11 protein-coding genes are annotated in these 14,258 nt (G+C 68.6%); 2 read left to right on the forward strand and 9 right to left on the reverse strand.

Annotation, left to right across the window (positions count from 1 at the left end; genetic code table 11):
- Positions 1-172: 172 nt before the first annotated feature.
- A complete protein-coding gene (locus ACIBCK_RS31015; RefSeq protein WP_399395622.1) occupies positions 173-790 on the forward strand; it encodes a GNAT family N-acetyltransferase in 618 nt (205 codons plus the stop codon).
- 104 nt (positions 791-894) lie between these two features.
- Here ACIBCK_RS31015 and trxA read toward each other — a convergent pair whose 3' ends face one another.
- The 7 genes from trxA to ACIBCK_RS31050 form a co-directional block, all read right to left on the reverse strand.
- The gene (gene trxA / locus ACIBCK_RS31020) at positions 895-1,227 is read right to left on the reverse strand and encodes a thioredoxin (RefSeq protein WP_363210328.1); all 333 of its coding nucleotides are present in this window, start codon (positions 1,225-1,227) and stop codon (positions 895-897) included.
- 43 nt (positions 1,228-1,270) lie between these two features.
- Positions 1,271-2,230: a thioredoxin-disulfide reductase gene (trxB, locus tag ACIBCK_RS31025; protein WP_399395624.1), complete on the reverse strand. Its 960-nt coding sequence runs from the start codon at positions 2,228-2,230 to the stop codon at positions 1,271-1,273.
- Between the two features lie 180 nt (positions 2,231-2,410).
- Positions 2,411-3,343, reverse strand: coding sequence for an anti-sigma factor family protein (locus ACIBCK_RS31030; RefSeq protein WP_399395626.1), 933 nt, complete (start codon positions 3,341-3,343; stop codon positions 2,411-2,413).
- On the reverse strand, positions 3,340-4,050 hold the full coding sequence (gene sigM / locus ACIBCK_RS31035) for an RNA polymerase sigma factor SigM (protein ID WP_399395952.1): 711 nt from the start codon (positions 4,048-4,050) through the stop codon (positions 3,340-3,342). Before sigM ends, ACIBCK_RS31030 begins: the two co-directional genes overlap by 4 nt.
- Before the next feature lie 57 nt (positions 4,051-4,107).
- Positions 4,108-5,820: a protein kinase family protein gene (locus ACIBCK_RS31040; RefSeq protein ID WP_399395628.1), complete on the reverse strand. Its 1,713-nt coding sequence runs from the start codon at positions 5,818-5,820 to the stop codon at positions 4,108-4,110.
- A 118-nt stretch (positions 5,821-5,938) separates the two neighbouring features.
- Positions 5,939-8,215 (reverse strand): murein biosynthesis integral membrane protein MurJ, encoded by a 2,277-nt coding sequence (gene murJ / locus ACIBCK_RS31045; RefSeq protein WP_399395629.1) that lies wholly within the window; start codon positions 8,213-8,215, stop codon positions 5,939-5,941.
- 47 nt (positions 8,216-8,262) lie between these two features.
- Positions 8,263-10,608, reverse strand: a complete 2,346-nt coding sequence (locus tag ACIBCK_RS31050; RefSeq protein WP_399395954.1) for a DUF6049 family protein — start codon at positions 10,606-10,608, stop codon at positions 8,263-8,265.
- Between the two features lie 193 nt (positions 10,609-10,801).
- Here ACIBCK_RS31050 and ACIBCK_RS31055 point away from each other — a divergent pair, with 193 nt between their 5' ends.
- Positions 10,802-12,268 (forward strand): CCA tRNA nucleotidyltransferase, encoded by a 1,467-nt coding sequence (locus tag ACIBCK_RS31055; RefSeq protein ID WP_399395631.1) that lies wholly within the window; start codon positions 10,802-10,804, stop codon positions 12,266-12,268.
- 110 nt (positions 12,269-12,378) lie between these two features.
- On the opposite strand, the gene ACIBCK_RS31060 is transcribed toward ACIBCK_RS31055, so the two are convergent.
- A complete protein-coding gene (locus ACIBCK_RS31060; protein ID WP_399395632.1) occupies positions 12,379-12,852 on the reverse strand; it encodes a hypothetical protein in 474 nt (157 codons plus the stop codon).
- A gap of 113 nt (positions 12,853-12,965) precedes the next feature.
- Positions 12,966-14,222, reverse strand: coding sequence for an MFS transporter (locus tag ACIBCK_RS31065; protein ID WP_399395634.1), 1,257 nt, complete (start codon positions 14,220-14,222; stop codon positions 12,966-12,968).
- Positions 14,223-14,258 lie beyond the last annotated feature (36 nt).

The following is a 14,258-nucleotide window of genomic DNA, read 5'->3' on the forward strand; positions in this document are numbered from 1 at the left end:
GCGCCTCATTGGGGAGGGGAGGGCCCATGCGATCGGTGAGCCGCACTGGACTGATGACTGCGGGCCTTGGGCTGGGAGCCGTCGGCGGATTCGTCGGCAGCTTGCTGAAGGAACGGAGCGCTCTGACTGCCGCCCGTGATGCGGCGGGCGAAGGAAGTGAGGAACAGCCTTCATGGGGCGTCGGCTCGTACCGCTCACGCTGGACAACCTTTCGGACCTTCCCCAGCGCTGCCGGACGTGTGTCTTCTGGGAGCTGGACCCGGTCAGCGGCCAGGCCGCGGTAAAGGCCGGTACGCCCGATCTCGAGAAGGAGGCGTGGATCTCCGCCGTCCTGTTGGAGTGGGGCTCCTGCGGTCGGGTCGTCTACGTCGATGACGTGCCGGTGGGCTTCGTGCTGTACGCCCCGCCGGCCTATGTGCCTCGGGCCACCGCCTTTCCGACGAGCCCGGTGTCCCCCGACGCCGTCCAGTTGATGACTGCCTGGATCATGCCGGGTTATCAGGGTCAAGGGCTTGGCCGTGTCATCGTCCAGACAGTCGCGAAGGATCTGCTGCGCCGCGGGTTCAAGGCGATCGAAGCCTTCGGGGATGCCCGATGGGAGAAGCCCGCCTGTGTACTGCCCGCCGATCATCTGCTGGCGGTGGGCTTCAAGACGGTCCGTCCGCACCCCTCGTATCCACGGCTGAGGCTTGAGCTGCGTACGACGCTCTCCTGGAAGGAGGACGTCGAGTTGGCGCTCGACCGACTGCTCGGAGCGGTCCAGAAGGAACCCGTGCTCCGGCCTCTCTGACCCGCCCTGGCCGACGTTCTAGGCATGCGAATGGGCCGGCCCCGGAGGGCCGGCCCATTCGTGTTTCACGTGAAACAACGCGTCGCCTGTTGCGGCGTCGCTCGTTACTCGGCGATGAAGTCCGCGAGGTCGCGCTCCAGGGCGGCCTTCGGCTTGGCGCCGACGATCGTCTTGGCCACCTCGCCACCCTGGTACACGTTCAGGGTCGGGATGGACATGACGCCGTACCTGGCCGCGATGCCCGGGTTCTCGTCGATGTTGAGCTTGACGATCTCGATCTTGTCGCCGTGCTCGGCCGCGATCGCCTCGAGGGACGGCGCGATCTGGCGGCACGGTCCGCACCAAGCGGCCCAGAAGTCCACCAGGACGGGCTTGTCGTTCTTCAGGACGTCTTCCTCGAAGGAGGCGTCAGTCACGTTCTTCAGAGTGCCGGCCACGGCGGGCTCCTTAACTCGGTGGTGCGGTGGGGAGGATGGAATGTCAGACGGTGGCGGCGGCAGTCGCGTTGTCCACGAGGGCAGCGAGGAACCGCTCGGAGTCGAGGGCGGCGGAGCAGCCGGTGCCGGCCGCCGTGATCGCCTGGCGGTACGTGTGGTCGACGACGTCACCGGCCGCGAACACGCCGGGCACGTTCGTCCGGGTCGACGGCGCGTCCACCTTCAGGTAGCCCTCGTCGTCCAGGGTGAGCTGGCCCTTGAAGAGCTCTGTGCGCGGGTCGTGGCCGATCGCGATGAACAGGCCTGTCACGGGCAGCTCGGAGGTCTCGCCCGTCTTCAGGTTGCGCAGCGTCAGGCCGGAGAGCTTCTGCTCGCCCTTGATCTCGGCGACCTCGCTGTCCCAGACGAAGCTGATCTTCGGGTCGGCGAAGGCACGCTCCTGCATGGCCTTCGACGCACGCAGGCTGTCGCGGCGGTGCACGATCGTCACGGACTTGGCGAAGCGGGAGAGGAAGGTGGCCTCCTCCATCGCGGTGTCACCGCCGCCGATCACGGCGATGTCCTGGTCCTTGAAGAAGAAGCCGTCGCACGTCGCGCACCAGGAGACACCGCGGCCGGAGAGCGCGTCCTCGTTCGGCAGGCCGAGCTTGCGGTGCTGCGAGCCCGTCGTCACGATGACGGTCTTCGCGCGGTGCACGGTGCCCGCCGTGTCCGTCACGGTCTTGATCTCGCCGTTGAGGTCGACGGAGACCACATCGTCCGGCACCAGTTCGGCGCCGAAGCGCTCGGCCTGGGCCCGCATGTTGTCCATGAGCTCGGGGCCCATGACGCCGTCCTGGAAGCCGGGGAAGTTCTCCACCTCGGTGGTGTTCATCAGCGCACCACCTGCGGTGACGGCGCCCTCGAACACCAGGGGCTTCAGCGACGCTCGCGCGGTGTAGAGCGCCGCCGTGTAGCCGGCGGGCCCGGAGCCGATGATGATCACGTTACGGACGTCGGTCACGGCTTGATTCCTCGTCTCTGGAGACTGCTGCGTACTGCTGGCGGGTGCCTGTCTCAGGTCTCTCACCCCACCCAACGGATCCTACGGGGCATGCATTCCCGACGTGTCAGAGCGCACGGAAGCATGCCAGGGACGTCAGGATGCCACGCTGAGCCGAGTATCCTGTCGCAGCGGTGAGGGTCAGGGCCGCGCGTAGGAGTCGGTCAGCAGGACCTTGCCCGCAGCGGTGGCCGACGACGCCTTGTCCACGCACGTCGCGTCGATGACGTACGCGGAGACCTTCGAGGTGTCGGAGTCGTGGGACGCCACGACGAGGTAGGCGTCCTTCCCCTTATACGTGCCCTCTTCGGCGGCGAGCGGTGTCCTGTCGCCGATGCCGAGCTGGATGCACTCCGGGACGGTGACCGCGTCCTCGCGCATCTTCTGGTTCTTCGGTGACTCCGGGCTGGATCGCACGCCGAAGGACGGCTCGTCGCTGCCGGTGGAATCGGGCTTCTTGGTGGGCGCCTTGGCGAGCAGCTCCGTCACCTGGCCCTTGAGCGTGTCTTCGGAGAAGGCGTGCGCGGATTCGGTGTGACCCGAAGCGGTGCCGCTCGTACCGTCCGATTCGCCGCCCACGTTCTGGATCAACAAGGAACCGAGACCGATCGCGGCCGCAGTGAAGACGGCACCCAGCACCACGTTGCGCCGACGGCCACTCCGGAACCGGCTGCCGCGTCCAGGCCCCGTGGAGGCGCGGGCATGCCCTGCGGGCCTGTCGGCGGGCTCAGCCCGTCCCCCCGAGGCGGGCGTTGTTTCACGTGAAACACGTCCGGCGGCCTTCGGGTGAGGTGAGCTCTCTACGGACCCGGGTGCGATGGAGTCCAACAACGCTTCAGCAGCCAGAGCGGCGTCGATACGCCCGGCGACATCGGTCGGCATCCGTGGCGGCCCCGGCAGAGTGCCGAGCATGCCGCGGATCTCCTCCAGGGAGTCGTAGACATCTGCACAGAGCGCGCAGTCATCCAGGTGCCGACGCACATCGACGGTTCGGGTTGGGGTGAGCAGCCCCTCCGTGAGGTCGGAGAGCTCGGTGACTTCCGGGTGCCCGGCCGAATCGGTCGTGGTTGTCACGCTCGCCCACCTCCGCCCTTCACAGCAGCTGAATCGCTTGGTCCCGCATCCCGTGGTCCCGCTGCAGGTGGGACGGATGTCCCCTGCGTCCGGTTCCTTCCCGGGCCCGACTTCTTGCCTTCCGTGTCGTCGTCGCCGTCTCCGCGCTTCGTACGGCGCTCCGGGCGAAGGTGGGTGAGCAGCGGCAGCAGTCTGGCTCTGCCGCGCGCGCAGCGGCTCTTCACGGTGCCGGTGGGTACTTCGAGCACGCGGGCAGCCTCGGCCACCGGATAGCCCTGCATGTCCACCAGGACGAGGGCGGCGCGCTGGTCGTGGGGCAGGGTGCCCAGCGCCTCGACTACCTCGCGCTGCAGATCGCCCCGCTCGACGGGGGCCGCCGCTGACTCATGCGGTTCGAGGAGCTGCTCGAGACGTTCGGTGTCGTCGATGGGCGACGTCTTCCGTGAGGCCGCCTTGCGAGCCCGGTCGAGGCAGGCGTTCACGGTGATCCGGTGCAGCCACGTCGTGACGGCCGACTGCCCGCGGAAGGTGTGTGCGGCGCGATAGGCGGAGACCAGAGCGTCCTGGACGGCGTCTGCGGCTTCCTCACGGTCGCCCAGCGTGCGCAGGGCTACGGCCCACAGTCGATCGCGATGGCGTCGGACGAGCTCGCTGAAGGCGTCCTTGTCCCCCGACACGTGGCGGGCCAGGAGGTCCTGATCGCTCATCTCGCTGTGTGTGGTGTCATCCACCGTCGAACCCCCTCCCCCCGGCGAGCCTCGGCCTCAGCCTGTGAACTTCACATCCGTGATGGCCTGCTTGTACCCGGCACTGCTGTACTCATCACGCGGTGACTGCGGTACATCGGTGAGCCAGACCAGTACGTACCGCGTCGCGACGGGCTTCTTCGCCTTGATCTTCGCGCTCTGACCCGTGGTCGTGACGGTGCCGATCTTCTTCATCGCGCTCGGAGGCGTCGACGAGGACATCGAGTTCGCGGCATACAGCTCGACCGTCGTGTGGTCGCCGGGGTAGCGGAGACCGAGCGACGCGGTCGACACGTCCTGCTCCGTGCCGAGGTCGTAGACGATGCCGACGCCGGGCTTGTACGGGGCCAGCGCAGGGCCCTCTATGTAGCTCTTCGACCGCCAGAACGTCGAGTCGTCGCCGTCGTACGTGTTGGGGACGCCCTGAACGTCCTGGGGGCGGTCGTCGAGGACGTACTCTTCGGCGCCCGCGACCTTGATCGGATGCGTTGGCTTCGGCTTGTTCTTGTCGCCCTCGTCGGAGGTGTCCGCGTTGCCCGGGTCGTCGGAGTTCTTCCGGTCCATCAGCGCGTCAGCGAGCTGCCAGCTGCCGAGGCCCAGGGCGGCGATGAGCAGCGCCGACACGGCCCACTTGAGCGCCTTTCCGGTACGGCTCTGCAGCGGGGGCGGCGGGGACGCGATCGGCTGGGTGGCGCCACCAGGTCGGGGCGCGGTACGGCCGTAGGTGCCCTGCTGGTAGGTCGTGCGCTGGTACTCGGGCGGTGCGGTGAATGCGGGCTCCGGCGGGCGGATGCGCGGCATCTCACCGATCGCCTTCACCAGCTCTTCCGGAGTCGTGCACGGCGGCTCCTGGCGGGAGGCCGTCGCCCCCTCGTTCACGAGCGCGCGCATGGCGAGCTCGGACAGGCCCCTGTGCACGCCTGCGCGCACTTGGTCTGGGGCGATCAGGCCAACGCCCTTGGGCAGTCCGGAGAGGCCGTACGCGTCGTCCTCGTAGGGCCAACGCTGAGTCAGCGAGGCGTACAGAAGCGCGCCGACCGCCTCGGTGTCCGTGCGCTGCGGGGTGTCGGAGCTGATGCCGCGCAGTGCCGCGTTCACGGCGAGGCCGCGGATGCGGTACTGACCGGAGGACGTCCGCAGCACCGCGCTCGGGGTCAGCCGCAGGTGGGCGAGGCCCTCACGGTGGGCGGCCGCCATGGCCTGGGCGACCTGGCTGACGAGTTGGTACGCGTCGTGCGCCTCGAGGGGACCGGCGGCGAGCAGCGCGGTCAGTTCCGTGGCGTCGGGCAACCACTCATGCACCACATAGACGAGGTCGTTCTCCTCGACCGCGTCCAGGACGTGGACGAAGCGGGGGTCGCCGAGCAGCGCCGACGAGCGGGCCGCTGCCAGTACCGATCGTGCCCGCGGGTGATCGGCGGGCAGGAGATGCACGCCGACGGCCCGGCGGAGCTTCTCGTCCACCGCACGCCAGCTGCTGAAACCGTCCAGACGGGTGACGCACTCTTCGAGTCGGTAGCGTCTGGCGAGCTTGTGACCGCTGTGCAGCTCGGGGGGTGATGCCGCCCCCGGGCCGGTGGACTCACCGGTCTCCGCTGTGCCTTCTTCTGCCGTTTCCCGCTCCCGGGTCTGGGCCACCCCGTCGGCCGTGGCCTCGTCCGCCTTCGCGGTCAGCGGCTCGTCGCCGCTGTTGTCTGCCACGTCGACGGCAGCCGTGCTCCGTTCCGCCACCGTCGTTCCTGCCTCCCCATCCATCGCGCTTCGTCAGACGCCAAAGCCAATTGTGCCCACAGTCCGGCGCTATGCACGACACGCGGTGGCCGGTGATGGTTGTGCGAACCCCCGGATCTCACCGTCCGAGACGGCCGCGGACCATCCCGACCATGGAGTTGAGCTCCGCAATCCGCATCTTTCGGGCGGCCACGAAGAAGACGCCCCCGAGGATGATCCCACCGACAACCAACGCGATCAGCGAACCACCGGCACCGTCCCCCAGCGCCTTGAGAATCCCGTATGCGGCGGCTCCGGCGAGGAGGGCCGCCGGAATCGACGCCCCGATGAGCCTCGTGTACGTACGCGCCACCTGAGCACCGTCCAGGTCGCCCCCCAGCCGCTTGCGCAGCCGACGCCAGGCGATGCCGACACCGACGGTGTAGGCGAGGCCGTACGACGCGGCCATGCCGACGACGGCCCAGCGGGCGGGCAGGACGAAGAAGCAGGCCGCAGAGGCGGCTGCGTTGACGGCCGCGACGATGACCGTGTTGTAGAACGGCGTGCGCGTGTCCTCGTAGGCGTAGAAGCCCCTCAGGACGACGTACTGGACCGAGTAGGGGATCAGGCCGAGGCCGAAGGCCATCAGCGTGTAGCCGATGTTCAGCGCGCCCGAGCCGGCGCTGGCGTAGAGGAGCGTGGCCATGGGCACGCCCAGGGCGATGAAGGCGAAGGCACACGGCACGATCGCGACGGCCGAGGTGCGCAGACCGTAGGAGATGTCGTCACGGACCGCTGCGGGGTCGCCGTCGTTGGCGGAGCGAGAGATGCGGGGCAGCACCGCCGTCATCACCGAGACCGTGATGATGGCCTGCGGCATCTGCCACAGCAGCAGCGCGTAATTGTAGGCGGTGATGCCGGTGCCGGGGTGACCCAGATCCTCGGCGGTCGCGCCCGCGCTGGTGGCCAGCTGAGTCACGACGATCATGCCGAGCTGGTTGGCGAGGACGAAGAAGAGGGTCCACTTGGCGAGCCGGGCCGCCTTGCCGAGCCCGTGGCCACGCCAGTCGAAGCGCAGCCGGAGCTTGAATCCCGAATCACGCAGATACGGCAGCATCGAAAGCGCCTGCACGGCGAGACCGAGGAGGGTTCCGATACCCAGCAGCCGGACGCCTTCGGGTGTGATGGTGCTCGCGTCGATCTCGGTGGCGTTGAAGCTGCCGAAGGCCCAGATGAACGCGCCGAAGGTGGCGATGACCACGACGTTGTTGAGGACCGGGGTCCACATCATCGCGCCGAAACGGCCGCGGGCGTTGAGGACCTGGCCGAGGACGACGTGCACACCCATGAAGAACATCGTCGGGATGCAGAAGCGGGCGAAGGTGACCGTCACTTCCATCCGGACAGGGTCGTCGGCGATCGTCGGCGACATCATGCGCACGAGCAGCGGCGCTGCCACGACACAGATGATGGTGACGCTCGCCAGCAGGACCATGACGAGGGTGAGAAGGCGGTTCGCATAGCCCTCGCCTTCGTCCTCGTCGTTCTTCATCGCGCGCACGAGCTGCGGGATGAAGACCGCGTTGAGGGCGCCGCCACCGACGAGGACGTAGATCATCGTCGGCAGGACGTTGGCGACCTGGTAGGAGTCGTTGAGGGTGCCGACACCGATCGCGGCGGCCATGACCAGGGTGCGCGCGAAGCCGGTGAGCCGGGAGACCAGCGTGCCCGCGGCCATCACCGCGCTCGACTTCAGCAGGCTCGCCGCCCGTCCGCCGCCGCCCGACTTCGGGGCCGGCGCGGGGGCCGGGGGAGCCGCAGGCGCCGGGACCATCGGAGGCTCGGGGGGCTGGTAGGCGCCCGGCTGCTGGTAGCCGTTGCCCTGGGGGTACCCGTTGCCTTGGGGGTACCCATTGGTCTGGGGGTAGCCGTCCTGCTGGTACTCGCCGGACTGTTCGCGGTATCCGCTCGGCTGCTGGTCCCGGAAGAGGTGAGCGAAGGCGTCCGGCTCGTGGCGCTCCTCGCCGGAATGCGTGACCAGGTCGTCGACGCCCACGAACTGCGTCGTACGGGCGTCGTCGCCGTACGGGAGGTGCCGGGTCGGGCCTTCGGGCTCGGGGGCCGGGGTCTGTGCCCACACGCGGGGGTCTGGGGCGTGCTGAGGCGAGGGCGGCTGGGCGTAGAGCGGCTGAGGGTCCTGGTAGTAGCCGGGCGGCGGCGGGGGGTGAGCGGCGCGGTCGTACAGCGCCTCCGTCACCGGGTCCTGGGCTGCGAGGTCCTGCGCCCGGTAGGGGTCCTGGTCGTAGGCGTCCTGGAGGTACACATCCGGGGCGGGCTGGGGTGGCACCTGCCCGTCCTCGGGGGGACCGGAACCGCCCGCGCCCTGGCCACGGTCACCGTCGTACGGCGCGTTCATGGATTACCCCACCTCATCGTCCCCGGGCCCACCGGCCACGACATCGCTCAACGGTCCACTCTCTCACCCGTGTCCGACGGGTCGGTGCTTTCCGGAGCGGTGTCCGGTGTCGGGTCACTCGGCTGCTCGGGGTTGTCCTCCCCCGGCTCCGTGCCTGACTCGCCGTCGGGGCCGTCCTCCGGGCCCTCCTCGGCCTGCTGCCGGGCGGCCCGCTTGCGCTGGGTGTACATCCGGAATCCGGCGAGCACGAGGAGCAGCACACCGCCGGCGATGACCAGCATCACCGTGAGGGTGATCTCGGTGACGTTCACGTCGAAGCGGACCGGCTTGCCGTACGGCTGGCCGTCCTCGGTGTAGAGCTGGGCGTAGACCGGGACCGGACCGTTGGCATTGGCGGTGGTGGTGAACTTCACCGACTGAGCGTGCCCGCCCGCGATCTTGACCGGCTGTTCCGAGTAGGCCTTACCGCCGATCTTGAGACGCGTGGGGTTCTCCGATGTCAGGCGCAGAACCATGTGGTCGACGCCCTGGACCAGGTTGTTCTGCACCGTCACCGGGATCGTCGCGCTGCGCCCCGAGAGCTTCGCGTCGGACTTCTTGATCAGCGCCACTTGTTTGGTGAGCGTGGTCAGGTAGTTCTCCACGCCCTGGCGGTATGTCGCCGCCTCGGCGGCCCTGCCCCGCCAGGACGTGGACATCTCGCGGTCTATGGCGCGCCCGAAGGGCGTGATGACGCGGTCGGGCTCGCTGAGGATCGTCTGGAAGCGGTCGAGCTTATTCTGGGTGTTCTGAATGGACTGGAAGGCCGACTTCGGCAGCTCCTGCTTGCGCAGTGCCGCCGGGTAGGACCTGGCCGACGGCACCTGGGTCGTGGCGGACGGGTCCGGCTTCGCCTTCGCCGCCGTCGACAGCGCCTGCGGTTCCGACCAGCGCTCGTCGGACAGGGCGGTCAGCGCCTTCGCCATCGACTGGGCCTGGCTGGCGGACGGCATGCGCTGCGGGGCGACGACGATGCTGCGCTGCTTGTCCGGGTCCTGCAGCGTGACCATCAGGCTCTGGGCCAGGAACTGCTGCACGGCGAGCGTGGAGCTCTCGGCTCCCGTCATGTCGCCCTGGAAGGCTGTGGAGAGGCGTGCGTCGGCCACCACGGCCGTCGTACCGCCGCCGATGGGCCGGGCGGCGTTGGGCGTGTACGGCAGTGCGTCGCCCTCACGCAGGCTGTCGCTGCGGGCGACCACCGAGTGGGCACCCGCCGAGGTGGAGACGTCGACGATCGACGGATCGAGGGCGCCGTCCACGGGCCACGCGAAGTCCGACTGCGGCTTGACGTGGAGGATGACCTCGACGGCCTTCGCCCCCACATCGGTGGCGTCCTTGAGCCGGCCCAGGGAACCGGTGACGGTCCTGCCGTTGTGGGCGATCGAGGCCAGGTCGGGATCGGCGAAGGGCAGCGAGACGACCTTCTTGTCCTTCACGGTCTGCTCGAGCTTGTTCAGCCACTCCTTGGCGACCGCCTGGTTCCTGCCCGCCGTGGTGCCCTTGCCGTCGGCGGTCTGTACGCGGTAGTTCCGCGTCATCGCGTCGACCGAGGCCAGCAGGTCGGGATCGATGACCCATGTGACGTCGAGCTGGCGGCCCAGGGACAGCATCTGCTCCAGGCGACCGCCGGGCGCGAGCTCCTTGGCCAGGTCGTCGTCCGTGAAGACGGGCGTCTGCTGCTCGTCGGACCCGGTCTCCGCCGTGAGGTGCGAGGTGGAGATGAGCGGCCACAGATAGGTCGTCCGCGTCTTCGTGCCTGCGGCGTCAGACTGCCACGGCAGGAAGGTCCGCTCGAAGCCGAGCACCTGGGACCAGGGCTGGGCGGTGGTCCGGCCGGTGAGCGAGACACCGAGCTGATAGACCCCGTCGGCACCGAGGTCCAGGTCCTTGACCGGGACGGAGATGCTGAAGTCCTGGCGGACCCCGGGGGTGAGCTTGGAGAACTTCTTGACGTACTTGCCGCCGACCTCCGTGCCGTCGGCTCCCGGCTGGTAGCCGGTGCGCTTGGCGGCGGAGTCGATCTGGCTCCGGCCGTTCAGTGTCGGCCCGAGGCGCAGCCCGACCTGGGCGCCTGTCACCGCCTGCTTGCCCTCATTGGTGACGGTGCCGGAGACGGTGACCGTGTCTCCGTCCGACGGGGCGGTGGGTGTGAGTTTGTTGAGCGAGACATCGACGGTGTTCGACCCGGCGGCGTCTGCCGGCGCGCTCGGCGTCGCGGCGTGCGCCGTCGGCTCGGCCGACAGCTGCAGCATGCCGGCCAGCAATGGGGCGCCCGCCAGCAACGCTGCCGTACGCCGCAGCCACCGGCGGGCAGGTGAGGGACTGGTCCCCGGGAAGTCTGCCGCCTCGGCCACGCGTTGCCCGTCCTCGTCGTCGTCAGTGGTCGTCGGTTGTGCGTCCACGCATGGTAACGAGGTGCGCTGTGGCGAAGTGCCGCGGACTGCTCCACATGATCGGAAGACCTGGCCGGAGAGGGGCGCGCGGCTTCGAGGGCCCCACCGAAAACGGGGCGGTAGGGGGCGTCCGGGGCACGTACCCTTTTCTGTTGTGCCGAACGCCAATGAAGAAAATCCCAGCGCCCTGAGCCAGGTGCAACGCCGCGCGGTCAGCGAACTACTGCGGGTATCGCCTGTCGCGGACGATCTTGCACGCCGTTTCCAGGAGGCCGGGTTCTCCCTTGCCCTGGTCGGTGGGTCGGTCAGGGACGCGCTCCTTGGCCGGCTCGGCAATGACCTGGACTTCACGACCGAAGCCCGCCCCGAGGACGTACTGAAGATCGTCAGGCCGTGGGCGGACTCTGTGTGGGAGGTCGGGATCGCCTTCGGCACGGTCGGTAGCCAGAAGGCCGCTCGCGTCGGAGACGCTGATCAGAGCTTCCAGATCGAGGTCACGACATACCGGTCCGAGGCGTACGACAGGACCTCGCGCAAGCCCGAGGTGTCGTACGGCGACTCCATCGAGGAAGACCTCGTACGCCGGGACTTCACTGTCAACGCGATGGCCGTCGCTCTGCCGGAGAAGGAGTTCATCGACCCGCACGGAGGGCTCGAGGACCTGGCGGAGCGTGTCCTGCGCACCCCCGGCACCCCGGAGGACTCCTTCTCCGACGACCCGCTGCGGATGATGCGGGCCGCGCGGTTCGCCGCTCAGCTCGACTTCGAGGTGGCTCCGGAGGTTGTCGCCGCCATGAAGGCGATGGCCGAGCGCATCGACATCGTCTCCGCGGAGCGTGTCCGGGACGAACTCAACAAGCTGCTCCTCTCGCCGTACCCGGCGAAGGGACTGGCTCTACTTGTCGACACAGGCATCGCCGAGCGCGTGCTGCCCGAGCTTCCGGCGCTGCGTCTGGAGCGTGACGAGCACCACCGTCACAAGGACGTCTACGACCACACGCTGATCGTTCTCGAACAGGCGATGGCGCTGGAGGAGGACGGCCCGGATCTGACGCTGCGGCTCGCGGCGCTGTTGCACGACATCGGGAAGCCGCGGACGCGGCGCTTCGAGGACGACGGCCGGGTCTCCTTCCACCACCACGAGGTGGTGGGCGCCAAGATGACCAAGAAGCGGATGACGGAGCTCAAGTACTCGAACGAGCTCGTGAAGGACGTCTCCCGCCTGGTGGAGCTGCATCTGCGCTTCCACGGCTACGGAACAGGCGAGTGGACGGACTCGGCCGTACGTCGCTACGTACGCGACGCGGGCCCCCTCCTCGACCGGCTGCACAAGCTGACCCGGTCGGACTGCACGACGCGCAACAAGCGCAAGGCCAATGCGCTGTCACGTGCGTACGACGGCCTGGAGGAGCGCATCGCGCGGCTTCAGGAGCAGGAGGAGCTGGACTCGATCCGGCCTGACCTGGACGGCAACGAGATCATGGAGATTCTGGATGTGCGCCCGGGGCCGGTGATCGGCCAGGCCTACAAGTTCCTGCTGGAGCTGCGGCTGGAGAACGGGCCGATGGAGCGGGACGCGGCCATCGCGGCGCTCAAGGAGTGGTGGGCCGCGCAGGAGTGAGGCGGGGCCCGGCGCCATGTTTCACGTGAAACATCGCACCGGATCCGGATACGCGAAGGGGCACTGTTTCACGTGAAACAGTGCCCCTTCGCGCATGCCGCTACATACCGTTACTTGTTCTTAAGGCAGAGCACCATGTTGTGGCCGCTGCCGGTCTGGTAGTAGGCGACCTCGGTCCCCGTGACCGTGTCGCACTTGCTGACGCTGCTCGTGTCGTCGAACTTCTCGATGACCTCGAAATCGGCGTCACTCGAAGAGCAGTCGGCGTCCTTCATGTCCGGCTGCGACTGCGTGCCCTTGTTGTGCAGGCAGTCACCGACGGCCGTGGTCTCCGCGTCATTCTGTCCCAGGTAGAACTTGCCGACAGCGATGAGGATGGCGACGACGATGAAACCGCCGATGCGCAGCATGAGCTTCTTGCTGCGGCCACCGCTCGGAGCGGCCGGAGGAGGAACCGGCGCCCCCTGGTTGTACGGCGGGTAGGGCTGCTGCGGCATGCCGGGCTGGCCGGGCTGACCCGGCTGGCCGGGCTGCGGCTGCACGGCCTGGCCGTACGGATTCTGGCCCTGGGGCGGAGTAGTCACTTGGGGGTCCCCCTCGAACGGAAGCGCTATGGCGCGGATACGACGTCCGTAAGTTATAGGGAGGCAACGACATCTCTGTAGCCCAGAGGGCCTCTGTGGCATTGATGTGACACTTACTGCGCGTCAAATCTGGCCATAGCGGCAGCAATTGCTGCGTAGATAACGGCCACCGTGACCACCAGCGGAACCGATCGACCGTCAGGCGGCAGTATGAGCGCGGCTACTGCTGCCGCGCCGACGAAGGCGACGTTGAACAGGACGTCGTAGAGCGAGAAGATCCGGCCGCGGAAGCTGTCGTCCACCGCTGACTGCACCACCGTGTCCGTGGCGATCTTGGCTCCCTGTGTCGTCAGGCCCAGCAGGAACGCGGCGATGAGCAGAGGGGCCGGGGTGAAGGGGAGGGCAAGCGCCGGCTCCAGGACCATCGCGGCCCCCGCGCAGGTGACGATCCAGCCCGAGGCGCTCAGTTGGTTCACTGCCCAGGGAGTAACCACGGCCGCCGCGAAGAAGCCCGCCCCCGAGATCCCTACGGCGAGCCCGAGCAGGGCGAGCCCGTCGGACTCCGTGGACGACCAGGCGTACCGGCAGAGCATCAGGACCATGACCGTCAGGGCGCCGTAACAGAACCGCATGAACGTCATCGCGAGGAGCGCTCGGGCGGCCGGGCGGCGCTGCGACAGATGGCGCACCCCGGCGACCAGGTCCCGTGCTGTACCGGAGAGCGCAGCACCGAGCCGTGGTCGCACCAGCTCGGGATCCGGGCCGAGGAGGTCGCGCGCCATCCGCAGTGAGGCGAGCGCCGCGCAGAGGTACAGAGCCGCCCCGAGCAGGACGACCGCCGCGTCCGAGTCGGAGCCCACCAGGCGTACGACGAACGCCAGACCGCCGCCCACCGTGGCGGCCAGTGTCCCCGCGGTCGGTGAGAGGGAGTTGGCCATCACCAGCCGCTCGTCGTCGACCACGCGCGGCAGCGCCGCCGACAGTCCGGCCAGGACGAAACGGTTGACGGCCGTGACGCAGAGAGCGGAGGCGTAGAAGAGCCAGTCCGGCACGCCGCCCAGCATCAGCACCGCCGTCACCGAGGCAAGAGCGGCCCGCAGCAGGTTGCCGTACAGGAAAACCTGTCGGCGTGGCCAGCGGTCGAGGAGGACGCCGGCGAAGGGGCCGATCAGCGAGTACGGAAGGAGCAGCACCGCCATCGCGGAGGCGATCGCGCCCGGCGAGGTCTGTTTCTCCGGCGAGAAGACGACGTACGTGGCGAGGGCCACCTGGTAGACGCCGTCCGCGCCCTGGGACAGGAGCCGCACGGCGAGCAGGCGCCGGAAGTCCCGCAGGCGCAGCAGTACGCGCAGGTCACCGACGACAGCCATGGGGCACAGCCTCACATACGAGGAGGGTCCCCGGGC

Source organism: Streptomyces sp. NPDC051218, from assembly GCF_044455475.1.
Lineage (GTDB): Bacteria > Actinomycetota > Actinomycetes > Streptomycetales > Streptomycetaceae > Streptomyces.